The organism is Ruegeria sp. C10 (assembly GCF_056537805.1).
The window spans coordinates 1,343,694-1,360,610 of record NZ_JBQFSC010000001.1 but is presented as its reverse complement, the minus strand read 5'-3'; the positions used below and the strand labels follow the sequence as shown (position 1 = coordinate 1,360,610).

The following is a 16,917-nucleotide window of genomic DNA, read 5'->3' as shown; positions in this document are numbered from 1 at the left end:
ATTGATACTTTTCGTCGAATGTTGGTGAACGTCTGGCGCACTGCGCTAGACCCTAGGCTCATTGAATTTCGGAGCCTGAAAATCTCTGCGAGTGCGATGGCTGATGGGAACACTTTCAGCCATCTTTCGTAGCGGGTTTCTACTCGGCCCCATTCATTCAAGCGACCGAATATGATCTTGATGCGGTTTCGGCGTTTGAGCCTGCGTGTATCTTTTCGGACAGGCTTCTCGCGTGACTTTCTGCCGGGGATGCATGGGCGTATCCCTTTGTCTTTCATAGCCTTTCGGAACCAGTCAGAATCGTAACCCCGATCAGCAATCATCCAATCGGCGGCTGGTAGGCTGCTCAGAAGTGCCCTGGCACCCGTGTAGTCACTGATCTGATCGACAGTTATGAAAGACCGGACTGGGTGACCAGAAGCATCGGTGACGGCATGCAACTTGGTGTTCATTCCGCCTTTGGCACGCCCAATCAGGCACCAGCGCCCCTTTTTTCAACCGTAGGCTTAAAGCCATGCGATGTGCCTTCAGATACTTGCGCAGGCCCACTCGAACGCATGGCGTTCACCTGCTCACTTTTATCATGATCGCCCTGTGATCGGAATGGTCCGAAGCCAGCCCTTCCATGATCCGTGCAAACACGCCGTTGTCGCTCTAACGTTTTCAGCAGTTGTAGAGCGTCTTGGGTGGGCCTTACTCTCTCGGAGCATCGGACCAGCCCCGTATCGGACTAGCCGACCTTGAACTCGCTTTTCAATCGCTGCTACCGAAATTCACACTAAACGCTTGGCAATTCCGTTTGCGGTTGTTGCAAAAAATTGGCAATCACGCTGCCTTGTAATGGTTGAAAACTTCTGTGGTGCCATCCTTACCGATCAGGAAAACCGAATAGGCTTCCCGCTCACTCTCCGGCCCCATACCAGGTGAGCCATAGGGCATACCTGGCACTGTCAGCCCGACCGCATCAGGGCGTTCGGCCAACAAGCGCCGGATGTCCGCCGGGGGCACATGACCTTCTATGACATAGCCCTCGAGCAAGCCCGTGTGACAGGACGCCATCTCTTCTGGAATACCCTTGTTAGCTTTGTATTCGGACAAAGTCTCCCAGGAGGCATTCTGCACTTCCATCTCGAATCCTTCGCGTTGCATAATATCAATCCACGCGCCACAACACCCGCATGCGGGGTCCTTGAGAACCTGCACCAGCGGTTTGGTCGTTGCAAATGTAGGTGAAGCCAGGGCGATGCCGGAGGCGCTGAGGCCAGCCAGGAAAAGGCGTCGGTCAAGTTTCGTGGTGGTCATGTCATTTCCTTTCCGGGTTTACGCCTGCGCTGTGATATTCGGTCTTGTGACCGAAATCGCAGGCAAGTGCTATGATTTGTGTCAAGCACGCGATCATGACCAGCCCTGTTTCTGTTCGCTTTCGGTGCATAGCGCACGCATGTCGCAACCGCTTGGATACGATGAGCGCCAAGGCAAATACTGATAGTTTAGCCTCTCTTCCACACATAATAATCTCCTTACGACCGCAGTGCATGCTCGAACAGAAACAATTTGAAAACCCGCACTTTCGGGACTTTGGGTGTTAGGATACTTGTGGAGGAAGATTGGGCGTCAGAGGCGCTTGAGAATTATGGTTATCCGTGTCCATGTTACGGTTTCTCTGGCCATAAGCTTCCACCAAAACCGCAAGTCCTAATTGGGTCGGGTTTTCACCAACGCAACAGGTTCCGGTGTGGCATGCCCCGCCACAACTCACGCAGTCGTCCGCGCAATCTTGATCGGTGGTAGAATGCGAACGGCGATTGTTGTGTTTGAATTCAGATGCTTTTGACGCGATCGAAACGCCATACTGTCTGTGGCTGTCTGCGATCTCAAAGTCGTTGTTTGCAAAAGCAACAGAGCCGATGATTGTCACCGTAAGACAGACGCACACTAAAAGCGTTTCTCTTAAAACAGGGATCAACTCATTCACCGTACTGCGGACGTAGTGTGATCGTGGCAACGTGCTGACCCGAAGCCAACAAAACTACAATTGATAGTGCGGCGCGCACTAGAGAAGAGCGGATTGCCACGTCTGAAGAAAAAGATTGCCAAACTTGGAGGCAGATCAAACAACAAGGTTAACTACGCTTGGCCCAAGTTTTTTAGAATTGGACAGTCTGGGCGGTGGTCGCCAGCGCATTCTTCGATCAGATGAGACAGTGTTTCATGCATCGCCTTCAGATCGGCAATCTTATCGTCGATCTCTTTCAGATTCTGTTTTGCAATTTCTTTCACGTCCGCGCTGGCACGTTCTTTGTCCTCGTACAACGCCAGTAGTGAACGACAATCCTCAATGGTAAAGCCCAATGAGCGGGCTCGCCCGATGAAAGCCAGCTTGTGCAGTTCCTTTTCGTCGAAATGGCGATACCCATTGAGGCTCCGCTTGGGTTTGATGAACCCGATATCCTCGTAATAGCGGATGGTTTTGGCAGGCAGACCCGAACGTTCTGCTACATCTCCGATATTCACAGCGGTTCTCCTATACTATCCAGCATGCACTGAACGCAGCGTTTGCTCGGTGTTCTGCGAGATCTGTTCTCGCCCAACTTTGATCGGCTTTACCCAGCGCAACCGCAGCGCATTGGTCAGGACAAATACACTGGAGAGAGCCATGGCACCTGCGGCCAAAACCGGCGACAGCAGCGGGCCGCCAAACGGATAAAGCACCCCTGCCGCAACCGGTATGAGCAGTGTGTTGTAGCCGAACGCCCAGAACAGGTTTTGGCGGATGTTACGCATGGTGCGCTGACTAATATCGAAGGCATTGACCACGCCCGTCAGGTCGCCTGACATCAGAACGACGTCAGCCGCTTCGATGGCAATGTCAGTGCCTGTCCCGATCGCAATTCCTACGTCAGCTGCCGCCAAAGCAGGCGCATCATTGATGCCATCACCCACAAAGGCCAGTTTTCCGCCATTTGAACGCAAATCCTGTAACGCGGATACTTTACCCTCGGGCAGAACTTCAGCCACGACATGATCGATGCCAAGCTGCGCCGCAATGGATTTGGCAGTAGAGGCATTGTCGCCGGTGATCATCGCTATTTTCAGGCCCAGCCCGTGCAGAGCTTCGATTGCGTCCGGCGTGGTGGTTTTGATTGGGTCCGCCACAGCGATTACGGCCGCGATAGCCCCGTCTACGGCAGCATAAAGTGGAGTCTTTCCGTTGATTGCGAGTTCAGCGCCCCGATCAGACAACGCGCCCATTTCTACCCCTTCGCGACTCATCAGGCGGTCGGCCCCGATCAGGATTTTATGGCCTTCGACTGAGGCGCTTACCCCGTAACCGGTGATCGACGTGAAGTCTTCTGGCTTGGAAAGCTCCAGACCACGGGTTTCTGCCGCGCGCACGATGGCTGTGGCGATTGGATGTTCGGAAGTGACCTCAACGGCAGCAACAAGGTGCAGAACCTCGTCTTCGGTCATTCCTTCGGCCACAATCAGGTCGGTCAGCTCCGGACGCCCTTCGGTCAGGGTGCCCGTCTTGTCCACCGCAACAACGGTGGTTTCCTGCAGCATTTGCAAGGCATCGCCCTTTCGGAACAGGACGCCCATCTCGGCAGCGCGGCCAGTGCCGACCATGATGGAAGTAGGTGTGGCCAACCCCATGGCGCAGGGGCAAGCAATGATCAGTACCGCAACCCCGGCCACCAACGCCAGGCTAAGCGCGGGATCGGGTCCGAACAACATCCATACCAGCACTGTTACAACGGCCACTGCGATCACTACCGGCACAAACCACAGCGTGATGCGGTCGACCAGGCCTTGAATCGGAAGCTTGGCACCCTGTGCTTGTTCGACCATCTGAATGATCTGGGCCAACATAGTGTCTGCGCCGATCTTTTCAGCACGGTACGTCAATGCACCCGCGCCATTTACGGTCCCCCCGACCACAGTTGCGCCCTCGGTTTTTTCGACGGGAACCGGCTCTCCGGTGATCATGCTTTCATCGACATATGACGCGCCGGTCATTACGGCACCATCCACCGCTATTTTTTCGCCCGGTCGAACGTGCACAATATCCCCTACAACGATCTGCTCAATCGGTAGCTCGACAACCGATCCGTCGCGCTCAACTCGTGCTGTTTTTGCCTGCAGACCGACCAGTTTTCGGATCGCTTCACCAGTTCGGCCCTTGGCGCGCGCCTCGAGGAACCGCCCAAGCAATATAAGAACCACGATTACCGCTGCGGCCTCGTAGTAGACATTTGCGGTTCCGGCAGGAAGAATATGCGGCGCGAAGGTCGAGATCAGTGAGAACCCATATGCCGCCGAAGTGCCCAGGGCCACCAGAGAGTTCATGTCCGGCGCGCCTTTGACCAAGGAAGGGAATCCCTTGGTGTAGAACTGCAAGCCTGGCCCAAAAAGAACGATCGTGGTCAGAAGGAATTGCAGGTAATAGCTGTTCTGGATGCCGATGGTGCTCGCTATCAGGTGGTGCATGCCCGGAATAACATGCGAGCCCATTTCGAGAATGAATACCGGCAATGCGAGCAAGGCGGCCAAGCTTGTTCGCCGCGCCAAATGGCTGATCTCTGTCGCTTTGCGGTCGTGTGGTTCGGTCTGCGTTGCAGATCGCAGGCTCGCCGGATAGCCAGCAGATGCCGCATGCGCCGCTATGGCTTCGGGTGTTGTGACTCCCTCAGCATAACGCACAGTTGCACTTTCAGTGGCCAGATTGACCGACGCGGACAAGACGCCGCCATCGGCTTCCAGGGCTCGTTCAACGCGCCCTACACAGGATGCGCAGGACATGTTCTGAATATCCAGAGTGACCTCTGCCGTCCGCGCCGGATATCCGGCGCGGTTTAACGCATCAGCAATGGCCGCTTTATCGGCTGGATCGCGGAAATCGACCTGAACGCTTTCGCTGGCGAGATTAACCGAAGCGGAATCTACCCCTGGCACAGCTTTCAGCGCGCGCTCGACGCGCCCAACGCAGGAAGCACAGCTCATACCCTGAACCTGGAACCGCGCATGTGAATTTTCAGTCATATTGTCACCACGTATGTTCTGCTGACGGGCAACATAAGGGTTCCAGCAAGTGGAAGGTCAAGGGATGAGGCTGACTTTCTTTCTCATCATCCATGACGACGCTAAGTATCCCGGATATGAGCTGCGGGCACCGCAAGTCAGTTATAGACAAAGCCATTGACACAGTAAGTTCCTCCGCAAAGTTGGACTTTGACATGAAAAACCGCAGGGTACGTGTCTTAAGCGCTAATCAACTTGATCATATCCTTTCAGCTCAGAGTCCGAGGGATGCGAAGCCACGGTCGCAACAGAAGCTTAGGGGCGCACATGCTTTCGCCCCTTGGTTCTATCTTGCGTCTCTGACTGCCTCGATTAGCCGGGTCATTTCATCTTCGGCGATCAGCCCCGGGGCAAGCGCATCTCCAATCACAAACGAAGGGGTGCCACTGAAGCCAAGCTGTCGGGCCAATTCCATGGACACCTGGATATGCGCGTCGACTTCCGGCGCCTCCATGTCTGCGCGCAGTTGATCCTCGTCCAGGCCGAGTTCCCGAACAACTTTCAGGACGCTGGCCTCAGTCGCACGACCGTTCAGCGCCATAAGCGCCCAATGGAATTCTTCATATTTTCCCTGGTTTCGTGAGGCAAGCGCGGCGCGTGCCGCAAAGTCGGAACCTTCTCCGAGTATGGGCCATTCTCGGTAAACAACTCGGACATCGGAATCGCCTGCGATTACGTTTTTCACGACCGGGGCCGCGCGTTTGCAATATGGGCAGTTATAGTCAAAAAACTCGACTACGGTTACATCACCTTCCGGGTTTCCGATGACAGGCGCATTCGGATCCTGTTCCAGCAATTCACGCTGATTTTCCAAGACGTTTCCAATGGTTTCGGCTTTTGCCTGATCTTCGCGCTGTTGAAGCAATTGAATCGCCTGCATGATGATTTCGGGGTTTTCCATAATGGCTTCCAGTGCCAGCCGTTTTACATCGGAGTCAGACAATTCGTCAGCACTCGCCATAGCAGCACCAATCGACATAGTGATGGCAATTAAGCCTGCAAAAAATCGTTTCACATCAGTTTCCTTCCGTTTGTTCTGCCTCGGTGCGCTGCTCTTGCAGCTTGCGTTCCCGATCCGGCCAACTCTCCTTGATGAAGGCGAGGATGTCCCAGATTTCCTGATCCGACAGAGTGTACTCGAAACCTGGCATACCGCTTTTGACATCAGCGACGCCCATCTGTTTTAGTGTTTGGTCCCCGCCAAGCTTTGTATAATCGAACAACAGCTTGTCGCCGTGATGCCAGGTGTGCCCTGTTCGGTCATGCGGGGGAGCTCGCAAGACGCCATCTGGATCAGGTGTCTGCCAATCTGGTTGACCCTCCAGACTTGCCCCGTGGCATGACGCGCAGTTTTCGGCATACAAAACTGCACCACGTGCCGAATCCGCTGATGCACCGTTTTGTGCACGCCCGCTCAGGCCCCAGCCAGCGACCGCGACAATGATCACCACAGCAGCTAGTGACACCCATTTCGCCGCGCTCTTGTTCATGACGCCACGCTCAGCCAGGTCTTCATTCCAGCGGCCTGATGCGAAAGCATGTGGCAATGAAACAGCCAGTCCCCCGGGTTATCCGCAACGAACGCAATCTCCCGCGTTTCCATCCGGTCAACCAGTATTGTGTCTCGCAACGGTCCCAGGCTCCCGTTCGACAGAACTTCCTGAAAGTGCGTCCCGTGCAAGTGCATGGCGTGCGCAAAGACAGTGTCGTTCTGCATCTGAATACGGACTATGTCGCCACGCGAAACAGAAGCGAGCGGGTCTTCGGGTAACCCAGCGACTCCGTTGAATGTCCAGATCTGTCCTTCCTGAACCAACTCATTAGCGCTCATGACTTGGCCGTTGTAAGTACCTTGACGCAGTCCGCCCATCGCCCCGCCTTCCATCACCAATGGAACCTTTAAGGCGTCAGAAACATCTTCAAGAAAAGAAACAGGGTTGGGTGGCAGAGCTTCGATCTCATCGCGGCTGGCAGATGTACCGCTTCCCGAAACCGGGATCTCAGCGATAACAAATGATTCATCGCGTTCGTGAAGAGTTATTTGAACGACTTCGTTCGATTCCGCTGTGACGTCGACGATCAAGTCTGCTCGCTGTGCAGGTCCGAAAACAAGTGTTTCGAAATCTTCTGGCTGCCTTACAGGCATGCCATCATAAGCGACCAGTTTCCCGTTTGCGCCACCTACTGACACATACATGATCCGATCAGTTGCCACGTTGACCATTCGAATTCGCAATCGCTGGTTCGTCAAAACTTCGGTCATTGGCGATATGCGCGCGTGAACGTAGTTTCCCATCCGACCTGCATGGGTCCAATCATGCATTGCACCAAAATCATCTACTATTTGAGCGTCTTTACCCAACCGCCAATCATCCAGAAGGATCGTGATGTCATGGTCCGTGTCCGGCGGGTCCGTTTCGTCGACGATGAACGCGCCGTAAAGGCCCCTGGCCACTTGTTCCGTTGACTGGTTGTGAGAGTGATACCAGAAGGTCCCCGCGTCCTTCAGAGGCAAGTCATACTGAAATTCGCCGCCGATTGGTACAGCCTCCTGCGTAAGGCCCGGCACCCCGTCCATATTGTTCGGAACCCGCAATCCGTGCCAATGGATTGCTGTAGGCTGAGGTAGCGAGTTCAGGAGTGTCCGGCGAACCGTTTCGCCTTGCCGGGCTCGAATTTCAGGGCCCGGAACACCGCCATCATATCCCCATATCTCGGTTTCCGGATAGTTGTTGGGGGCAACACGCGCCAATCCTGAACGCGCCTCGATTATTCGGGGGGCGGTAGCCGCCCTCCCGATAGTCGGCACCGCGAACAATGCCGACGTGCCTGCAACGAATTGCCTGCGATTGAGCTTCATTAGGACTTCCTTCCAAAGAATACTTGATCTCGCACTGGATTATCCCCCGTCGTGTACATCCAGCAGATAGGTCGCCATTGCCTTCAGGTCTTCGTCTGTTAGAAAGCTGGTGCCATAGTTTACGACCTCTCCCATGGCGCCGCCGAAGACATCGCCATCAGGCATGACGCCGGTGCGCAACGCGTAGGCCAGATCATCAACTGTCCACCCACGCATTTGCAGGGTCTCAAAGTCGATGGCCGGTGCCTTGTCACCGCCCGGCAGAGAGTCACTTCCCTTGAAGTGTTCCGTGTCCGAATTTCTTGCGCCAGCCAGGTTTCTCCCAGTGTGACAGGCGGCACAATGCGTGGCACCTTCAACGAGTAACCGGCCCCGGTTCCATACATCATCATTGCCCGGTACGGGATCGGTCCGCGGCGGTTCCAAAAATGCCGCCCGCCACAGCTTCAGGCCCCATCTCTGATTGAAGGGGAACACCATTTCCTGCTCTTTTGACGGTTCCGCTACTGGCGGAACCGTTTGCCAGGCGGCCCAAAGATCGGCGATGTCCTGATCCGTGAAGTTGGCATAGAACGGATAAGGAAAGGCCGGGTAGTAGGGTTGTCCGTCGGGCGACACACCCTGACGTACTGCGCGGGCAAATTCCTCGATGGTCCAATCACCGATCCCGTGATCGGGATCTGTGGTCAGGTTCGGCGAAAAGAGCGAGCCGAACGGGGTATCCAACTCCACCCCACCGGCCAAGGGCGCACCTCCTTTGGCAAAGTCTGTGTGGCAGGCGATACAGCCGCTTGCCCTTGCCAGATACGCCCCGCGGTTAACGTCACCTTGAATGTCGAGAGCTTGTAAGGGCTGGCCAATCGGCCAAGCCATCACAGCAACAAACCCTGCTGACGCCGTAACGGCGGCAGCAAGACCCAACCGTATTGTCGGCTTCATGATGCATTCCTATTCCGACCGAAATCGCGTGTGACACGCCGAGCATGTCTGGCTCAGCATCATGAACACACCATCTGCCGGCATTTCAGACAGCTGTGCTAAGTTTGGACTGCCAGCCATCATCCCGCTGCCCATCATGGAACCACCTCCCATCATGGAACCACTTCCCATCATGGAACCACCTCCCATCATGGAACGACCTCCCATCATGGATTTGCCGCCCATCATGCCGGAACCATGACCCGATCCGGACGCCATCAGCCCGTTGTCTGCCGAAAGCGCAAGGCCTTCTGAGTAGATTTCCAACTGTCTGGCTATTTCTGTAAAGGAACCCCAATCCTGCCAGATTTGCGATTTGGCCTCCGAGGGTTTGCCATCAGATCCCTCTGGAAACAGCTTAGTCATGCTCTCACCGGCGTGGCTTCCGATTTTCTTGGCTTCGCTTCGTACCGTTTGCGCATTGTAGGGCGTTTTCCCCTGCATCATCGGTGTAAGGACCTTCATGCTGTCCTTCATCGCGGACATGCCGTCCATGCGTTCTTTGACGATACCGGTTGCGCCACCATGCGCCAGGGCGGCCGCCGCAAATAGTGAAACCAGGGCCACGCTTGTAGTCATTTTTAGAATGTTCATTTCTTTGTCCTTTTCGTCTGCTTCGACGCGCCCATCTTGGGCCCAATTCGACTCGTCAGATCAGGACACGCGGCGGTGGTGGGTCAAACGCGATAATACTAAGAAACCGGTATTGAGCTCGAGGGATCGAGTATCTTCGTTCCGTGCATTGGGGACCAGGCGGTGTTGGACCCATCAAAAATAGTCCAACAGCGTTGCAGATCGCTCCGCCATGACAATGCCCGGGATGACCCTGCTTGACATGTTCGACGTCCGCAGAGTCGGTTTGGTCAATCACATGCTGTGAATCACCGCCATGTGCATGTGCAGAATCGGCCGTTACAAGTAACCCGCCAATGGCCAGCGCAATTGACAGGATGAAGTAACGAATTGCGGTGCCCACTCGACTCGTCACCTTCAGAAAATCCCGTTTTCCTGCTGCAACTCTCTTATATACGCTACGATGCCTTTCACATCCGCGCGGGTCAAGCCATCGACCGGCGGCATGTTACCGAACTTCCAATGATGGGCTCGAACACCATTCTGGACGGCCACGTAAAATGCCTCGTCCGAATGGTGGCCTGGTTCATAGATTTTATGCACCAAAGGTGGTGCAAGGCCTTCCAGACCAGTTGCATTCCCGCCATGGCACGCCGAGCATTTTGCGTCGAATGCCACTTTGCCGACGGCCGCAAATTCGCTTAGCTGGTCCGGTAGATTGACGTTTTGGATTGGGTCTCCTGACGCCAGCGTCGACGTATCAGGTGTCGTCATCGAATGGCCAGCTGGTTGCTGATTTAGATTGTAGGCGATTGCGACGGCACCTGCGATCGCCACACCGCCTATCATGAGTGTAAGTTTATCCATCTCACTATTTCACGTCGTTGTCAGTTACCGAGCTTAAGCGCCTGTCCAGAAAAGCCGACTTGACCATGGTCAGATCAATTTTACCTGCGTGCCCACGGTGGCCAGTTCGAACAAGTCCGCGATCTGCTCATTGTACAAGCCGATGCAGCCATTGGAGGATCTTCTTCCGATCTTGCGTGTGTCGTTGGTGCCGTGGATCCGGTAGTATTGCCAGCTCAAATAAAGTGCATGTGTCCCCAGAGGATTCTCCGGACCCGGGCCCACATAGTCGGGCCAAGCGGGGTTGCGCTTTTTCATTGCTGGTGTCGGTCGCCAAGATGGCCCCTCAACCTTGCGAGTTACTGTGGTGTAGCCCAGCCTTGTAAGGTCTTCCGTCAGCGGCACGCTGGTTGGATACATCCGATAGACGCTCTCGTCTTCTGACCAATATTGCAGGACCTTGGACTGTGTATCGGACAGGATCACACCATTCTTAAGCGTATCAAAGTGATCCTGCCATTTAGCAACGCGGAATGAAGAAACATTGCGGCGCGTCCCTTCGGTTGTCATCGATTGGGCCCAAACGGCCGGTGCTGGAAAAAGAGTTGTCGCAGCAAACGCGGCAATCACTCCGCGTCGCGTAACAGCCTTTCTATCCCTGTTCGGTTTCATGCCTGCCATCCCAAGCGTGTATTCTTGCTCTACGACTCATTTGGGCTGTATGCCCGGTTCCCGCGCTGGAAGGTCAACAAACAACAGGTTTTGCGTAAGGGAAATTTCGTCTGGAATACTGCTGCCGTAGGCACATGAGGCGGTTTCAAAGGTGGCTTCAGATCGTCAAGCCATTGTGAAAATCCAACTTTTCTTAGACATAATGCCAGTTCGCTTTCAGAAAGAGCTTTGTTTTCCGTACCGATCAAATACAATAAAATCAACGTTAACAATCGCTTAGATTCTGGTGAATTGATTTGATCAGCTGCCGGTGCGAAGGTATCAGATACTAAGAATGACAATCATGCTGGTCGAAGCACGATTCTCGTAGGAACTTGGGGACAGCAACCGCTGGGTAAATTCGTATCGAAATTCGCGCCGCATGAACTACGCACAATCAGAGTCTCCACTTCATTGGCAAGTGGTTGATCGAAGTGCGCTAATAACGCTTCCATTGCTTCGTCAGTGGTCCTACCGGGCGCTACGCAAAGGATTTAGTAGATAGGCTCCAAGTGCTCATATTCGTCTGAAGTTAGTGTGAGTGGCTCTCGGGCAAACGCAAAACAGGGGAAAAAAGCTACGTTGATTATATGTTTAGCAATTTTCATCATCCGCTCTTAGATATTCAATCTGACTTTCTAAACACTCTGAAAATGAGATTAGGAAATGTCCGAAGCATTAAACGGACACCAAAGCGGCCAAATCTCTCCGCTCGTCAGGGCATCTCGCGCTGATCTCCGCGCCTATCGCCGCCGACAAAGCCCAACGATACTCGCGGGCGAAGCTCGCCAAGAAGTTAAAGTGTCATCCGTTATTTATTGCCAGGATTGAGATCGGCCAAGGGCGCATAGATGTGCCAGAACTTGTTATACTATCGCGCGCACTTAGCATTCCCCCGGAGCAGTTCTTAAAATTTGTCGCAGACGCAATGCCACTCGACGAGCGAGTTTAGGGTGCTGCTCTATTAAACGTTCAAGGTTTGAACCTGCACCTGACGCTTGAAGAACTAAAAAGTACTCCAAAGCAAATGTTTGGAACAAATGCCATGCATCAAGTCGCACAGAGAAGCCGAAGCAACTCGCCAAAGGTGCTTCGGTCGACAAGGCCAGTAAATTTCCTTCAGACAAGAAACGTAAAAAAACTAGCGCTTCTTAGGTTCCGTCAGCAGGTCGGCAGATCGCAGTTAGAGGTCATTTGGTGACAATAATGGCGGTGTCGCCTGAAGCACCACAACATCAAGTCCTCTTCCGCCAAATCAGCCACACTTAGAATGACCGCAGCTGCGGCAGGTCATGCAGCCTTCGATCATCACCATGTCGAACTGACCACAGGATGGGCAAGCCTTGCCACGCGGGGCGTCCATGTTGACCACCTGCGCCTGAGGATCGGACTTCAGGCCCATTCCTTCGCCCTCAAGGAAGCCGATATTGACCATGTGTTGCTCGATCACGCCGCCAATCGCGGCCAGGATGGACGGAATGTACTTGCCTTTAACCCAGGCCCCGCCTCGCGGGTCGAACACAGCTTTCAGTTCCTCGACCACAAAGGACACATCGCCACCGCGTCGGAACACGGCCGATATCATCCGGGTCAAAGCCAGCGTCCAAGCATAATGCTCCATATTCTTCGAGTTAATGAACACCTCGAAGGGACGGCGGCGTCCGCCAATGACGATATCGTTAATTGTCAGATAGATTGCGTGCTCGCTGTCCGGCCATTTCAGCTTGTAAGTCGACCCTTCCAGCGATTGTGGGCGATCAAGCGGTTCGGACATATAAACGACCTCGCCCCCGTCAACCTCATGCGGGGCATCCGCGCTTTCACCTGGCGCTTTGTCGTCGCTTTCCGATACGCTCAGAACCGAACCGGTGACATCATTGGGGCGATAGGTTGTGCAGCCTTTGCAGCCCTGATCCCAAGCCTGCATGTAGACGTCTTTGAAGGCGTCAAAGCTGATATCTTCGGGACAATTGATTGTCTTCGATATCGAACTATCGATCCACTTTTGCGCCGCCGCCTGCATTTTTACGTGATGGGACGGGCTTAGTGTTTGCGCATTCACGAAATACTCGGGCAATTCGGCGTCGCCAAACTTGTCGCGCCACATCTGCACCGCATAGTCCACAACCTCTTCTTCGGTGCGCGAACCGTCCTTTTGCAGCACCTTGCGCGAATAGGCATAGGCAAAAACCGGCTCGATCCCCGAAGACACGTTGCCCGCATAAAGCGAAATCGTACCCGTCGGCGCGATCGAGGTCAGCAGCGCGTTGCGGATGCCGTGTTCGCGGATTGCGTCGCGCACATCGTCATCCATCTGTTTCATGGTGCCGCTGGCCAGATATTTCTCGGCGTCAAACAGTGGGAAAGCGCCCTTTTCCCTCGCCAAATCGACCGACGCCAGATACGCGGCGCGCGCGATTGCGTGCAACCAGCGCTCGGTCTGACGCGCCGCCTCGTCCGAGCCGTAGCGCAGACCCAACATCAACAGCGCATCGGCCAGACCAGTCACGCCCAGCCCGATGCGGCGCTTGTCTTGCGCCTCGGCTTCTTGTTCGGCCAGCGGGAATTTCGACGCGTCCACCACGTTGTCCATCATGCGAACGGCGGTGGCCACCAGCTCTTGCAAGGCCTCCTCGTCCAGATGCGCGGCATCCTCGAACGGCTCGGCAACCAACCGTGCCAGATTGATCGAGCCCAGCAAGCAGGCACCATAAGGCGGTAGAGGTTGTTCTCCGCACGGGTTGGTCGCCGAGATCGTCTCGACGTAATTCAGATTGTTCGCCTGATTGATCCGGTCGATAAAGATCACGCCCGGCTCGGCATAATCATAGGTGGCCTGCATGATCTTATTCCAAAGATCGCGCGCCTGAACGGTGTGATAGACCTTTCCGTCAAATACCAGATCCCACGGTCCATCGGCCTTGACGGCCTCCATGAATGGATCGGTGACCAGAACCGACATGTTGAACATGCGCAAACGCGCCGGGTCGGATTTCGCGGTGATGAACTGTTCGATATCCGGATGGTCGCAGCGCATGGTCGCCATCATCGCACCACGACGCGAGCCTGCAGACATGATCGTCCGGCACATGGCGTCCCAGACATCCATAAAGCTCAGCGGGCCAGAGGCATCAGCGGCAACCCCTTTCACATCCGCGCCACGTGGACGGATGGTTGAGAAATCATAACCGATCCCGCCACCCTGCTGCATGGTCAGCGCGGCCTCTTTCAGCATGTCGAAGATACCGCCCATGCTGTCGGGGATCGTCCCCATCACAAAGCAGTTGAACAGGGTTACCTGTCGCGCGGTGCCCGCCCCGGCGGTGATGCGGCCAGCAGGAAGGTATTTGAAATCCTCTAGCGCCTCATAGAATTTTTCTTCCCAATGCGCCGGGTCTTCTTCCACACGCGCCAGATCACGAGCTATGCGCCGCCAGCTGTCCTCGACTGTCTGATCGATGGGCGTACCATCCGCCTGTTTAAAGCGGTATTTCATATCCCAGATCTGCTCGGCGATGGGGGCGGCAAAGCGGCTCATTGGTGATTCCCTGTGCTGAAAGAGACATTCAGATTAGCCCAGATCACATCTAAACCACAACACCTTGATGACAAGCGCATGAGGGCTACAATATAGGGATCACCCTTGGGACGACTCTGTGGGAAAGCTGTGGATAAGTACGTAAACCTCATCAAACTTTCGGTTGGGTCAGAAAGTGTCGACACGCTGATGGCGTGGCAAGACAGCCGCAAACCACTCTATGAGGACGGATACCCGCGCCACGTCACCCGCATGTGGCCCAAGCGCGACGCTGAAATTCTGAATGGCGGGTCGATCTATTGGGTGATCAAAGGTGTGGTCCAGTGCCGCCAGCGCATCCTGCGGCTGGATGAAGTCCGAGGCGAGGATGGCATCCGCCGCTGCGCCATCGTCCTGGACCCCGAGGTACACAGAACGCAGAACGCTCTGAAGCGTCCATTCCAGGGCTGGCGGTATCTCAAGCCTGAGGACACCCCTGCCGACTTGCCTAAAAATCGCGAGCAGGACGATGCCCTGCCCGACGACCTGAACCGCGCATTAGCGGAAATTGGGGTGCTTTAGGCCAACCTGTCCAACAGCTCATTCAAAGCCGTCTTTTCAGCCGCATCGTATTTTGCCACGCGGCTGCGCCACAGCGTGGCCTGCGATTGCAGGATCAACCCATCCGACAGGATTTTCAGGTGGTTCGCCCGCAGTGTTTCCCCGGTCGAGGTGATATCGGCAATCGCCTCGGCTGTCTCATTCACCACCGTCCCCTCGGTTGCGCCCTGGCTGTCGACCAGCGTGTAATCGGCCACTCCCGCTTCGGTCAGGAATTCGCGGACCAGACGGTGGTACTTGGTAGCGATCCGCAGCCGATGGCCATGCGCCCTGCGAAAACCTGCCGCCGCTGCATCCAAATCATCCAGAGTGTCCACGTCGACCCAGCAGGCTGGGGTTGCGATGATAAGGTCCGCCTTGCCGAACCCCAAAGGTGCAACCTCTTCCACCTGCTGTTCCCAGCGCGGCAGCTTTTCATGCACAAGATCGATGCCGGTCACGCCCAAATGAATGCGTCCCGCCGCCAGCTCGCGCGGAATCTCTCCTGCAGACAATAGGATCAGCGAGACGCCACCAATCCCATCAACCTTGCCCGCGTATTCCCGGTCTGATCCGCTGCGCGACAGTGTAATGCCGCGCTTTTCAAACCATGCGAAGGTCTTGTCCATCAACCGGCCCTTCGAAGGCACACCGAGTTTCAGGCTCATTGCGCAGCCTCCTCGATTTCGAGCATCAGGTCCGGGCGGATCACGCCGCCAATTGCCGGAATCTCGGCCCCACCACCCAATTGCCTGGTCAGCGCATCATAGCGCCCACCGGTTGCGACCGGTGGCAGATCAGGGCGGCCTTCGGCATAAAAGCCGAATACAAACCCGTCGTAGTACTCCATCGAGGTCCTGCCATAAGACGCCTCAAAATCCAGTGTATCCACATCCACGCCTCGCGCCTGCAGGGCTGCGATACGAGCTTCCAAACGATCCAAAGCAGATGTGATCTGTGGCAGATCAACCGCAATGTCACGCAGTTGTTCCAGCGCGAAAGGCATGGTTTCGCGCACGTTAAGCAGCGTCTCCAAACCGGCCAGTTCATTGTCCGAGATCGGCGGCGCAGCGCGGTCTTCGCGCAGGGCTTCAATCCGGTCGAGGATTTCCGGCGCGCGGCGTTTACCGATCATGGGCACGTCAATCGCCAATGGGTCAGCTGCGTCTAGCAGAGCATCGCGACCCTCAAGGCCCGCTTTGCGCCCGGCGTATCGGTCCAGCAGAACGCGGAACCGGCGAGGCCGCCAGAGATGTCGCATCAGCGCGGCCTTACGACGGCTAGTGGTCTTGAGCCCCCCGACAGCGGCGATCAGAATACCGATATCACCTGTCGCTGCCCGCAAAGGCAGCCCGCGCAATTGCAGGGCAAATAACGAAAATACCTCAGCATCGGCTCCGGCGGGGTCTTCGCGATCAAATACTTCGTAGCCGACTTGGATATACTCATTAGCACGATCCGGATCGTGTTCCTGACGGCGGAACACTTCGCCGGAATAGGTGTATCTTGCTGGTTCAGCCCCGTCGGACATGTGCATCTGCACCACCGGCAGGGTGAAATCCGGGCGCAGCATCTGCTCACCCCGCAGCGCGTCCGAGGTTACGTAAGCACGGGCGCGGATATCTTCTCCATAGAGGTCCAACAGCGTCCCGGCTGGCTGCAGCAGAGGCGTATCAACCACCTGCGCGCCCGCCGCCTCGAACCGGACACGCATCATGGCGGCGCGGGCCTGTATTTGGGAACGGTTCGGCAT

At 55.4% G+C, this 16,917-nt stretch carries 15 protein-coding genes and 1 pseudogene; 2 read left to right on the top strand and 14 right to left on the bottom strand.

Annotated elements, in window-relative coordinates:
• Positions 1–86: 86 nt before the first annotated feature.
• From ACR0DE_RS06465 to ACR0DE_RS06415, 11 genes and pseudogenes are all read right to left on the bottom strand, one after another.
• Positions 87–717 (bottom strand): annotated as a pseudogene (locus tag ACR0DE_RS06465) (IS5 family transposase); the annotation flags it as partial.
• Between the two features lie 108 nt (positions 718–825).
• The gene (locus ACR0DE_RS06460; RefSeq protein WP_170564198.1) at positions 826–1,302 is read right to left on the bottom strand and encodes a DUF411 domain-containing protein; all 477 of its coding nucleotides are present in this window, start codon (positions 1,300–1,302) and stop codon (positions 826–828) included.
• 825 nt (positions 1,303–2,127) lie between these two features.
• On the bottom strand, positions 2,128–2,514 hold the full coding sequence (gene cueR / locus ACR0DE_RS06455; RefSeq protein WP_170405727.1) for a Cu(I)-responsive transcriptional regulator: 387 nt from the start codon (positions 2,512–2,514) through the stop codon (positions 2,128–2,130).
• Between the two features lie 15 nt (positions 2,515–2,529).
• On the bottom strand, positions 2,530–5,040 hold the full coding sequence (locus ACR0DE_RS06450; protein ID WP_480752344.1) for a heavy metal translocating P-type ATPase: 2,511 nt from the start codon (positions 5,038–5,040) through the stop codon (positions 2,530–2,532).
• Between the two features lie 325 nt (positions 5,041–5,365).
• Positions 5,366–6,094, bottom strand: coding sequence for a DsbA family protein (locus ACR0DE_RS06445; protein ID WP_480752343.1), 729 nt, complete (start codon positions 6,092–6,094; stop codon positions 5,366–5,368).
• A 1-nt stretch (position 6,095) separates the two neighbouring features.
• The gene (locus ACR0DE_RS06440; RefSeq protein ID WP_480752342.1) at positions 6,096–6,569 is read right to left on the bottom strand and encodes a c-type cytochrome; all 474 of its coding nucleotides are present in this window, start codon (positions 6,567–6,569) and stop codon (positions 6,096–6,098) included.
• A complete protein-coding gene (locus ACR0DE_RS06435) occupies positions 6,566–7,939 on the bottom strand; it encodes a multicopper oxidase family protein (RefSeq protein ID WP_480752341.1) in 1,374 nt (457 codons plus the stop codon). Before ACR0DE_RS06435 ends, ACR0DE_RS06440 begins: the two co-directional genes overlap by 4 nt.
• Positions 7,940–7,978: 39 nt before the next feature.
• Entirely contained in the window at positions 7,979–8,878 is a 900-nt protein-coding gene (locus tag ACR0DE_RS06430; protein ID WP_480590385.1) for a c-type cytochrome, read from the bottom strand.
• A gap of 9 nt (positions 8,879–8,887) precedes the next feature.
• On the bottom strand, positions 8,888–9,511 hold the full coding sequence (locus ACR0DE_RS06425) for a c-type cytochrome (RefSeq protein ID WP_480752340.1): 624 nt from the start codon (positions 9,509–9,511) through the stop codon (positions 8,888–8,890).
• A gap of 396 nt (positions 9,512–9,907) precedes the next feature.
• Positions 9,908–10,357 (bottom strand): c-type cytochrome, encoded by a 450-nt coding sequence (locus tag ACR0DE_RS06420; protein ID WP_480752337.1) that lies wholly within the window; start codon positions 10,355–10,357, stop codon positions 9,908–9,910.
• A gap of 69 nt (positions 10,358–10,426) precedes the next feature.
• Positions 10,427–11,017, bottom strand: a complete 591-nt coding sequence (locus tag ACR0DE_RS06415; protein WP_170625179.1) for a L,D-transpeptidase — start codon at positions 11,015–11,017, stop codon at positions 10,427–10,429.
• A 760-nt stretch (positions 11,018–11,777) separates the two neighbouring features.
• Between ACR0DE_RS06415 and ACR0DE_RS06410 the strand changes: the two genes are divergently transcribed.
• A complete protein-coding gene (locus ACR0DE_RS06410) occupies positions 11,778–11,999 on the top strand; it encodes a helix-turn-helix domain-containing protein (RefSeq protein ID WP_480752574.1) in 222 nt (73 codons plus the stop codon).
• Positions 12,000–12,302: 303 nt separating this feature from the next.
• Here ACR0DE_RS06410 and ACR0DE_RS06405 read toward each other — a convergent pair whose 3' ends face one another.
• Positions 12,303–14,585, bottom strand: a complete 2,283-nt coding sequence (locus ACR0DE_RS06405) for an adenosylcobalamin-dependent ribonucleoside-diphosphate reductase (protein ID WP_480752334.1) — start codon at positions 14,583–14,585, stop codon at positions 12,303–12,305.
• A gap of 129 nt (positions 14,586–14,714) precedes the next feature.
• On the opposite strand from ACR0DE_RS06405, the gene ACR0DE_RS06400 reads away from it, so the two are divergent.
• Entirely contained in the window at positions 14,715–15,146 is a 432-nt protein-coding gene (locus ACR0DE_RS06400) for a DUF1489 family protein (RefSeq protein WP_170392480.1), read from the top strand.
• On the opposite strand, the gene hisG is transcribed toward ACR0DE_RS06400, so the two are convergent.
• Entirely contained in the window at positions 15,143–15,832 is a 690-nt protein-coding gene (gene hisG, locus ACR0DE_RS06395; RefSeq protein WP_170401909.1) for an ATP phosphoribosyltransferase, read from the bottom strand. The two genes, ACR0DE_RS06400 and hisG, sit on opposite strands and share 4 nt — an antisense overlap.
• Positions 15,829–16,917 carry an ATP phosphoribosyltransferase regulatory subunit gene (locus ACR0DE_RS06390; RefSeq protein WP_223116865.1) on the bottom strand — a complete coding sequence of 363 codons (1,089 nt, stop codon included), beginning with the start codon at positions 16,915–16,917 and terminating at the stop codon, positions 15,829–15,831. Before ACR0DE_RS06390 ends, hisG begins: the two co-directional genes overlap by 4 nt.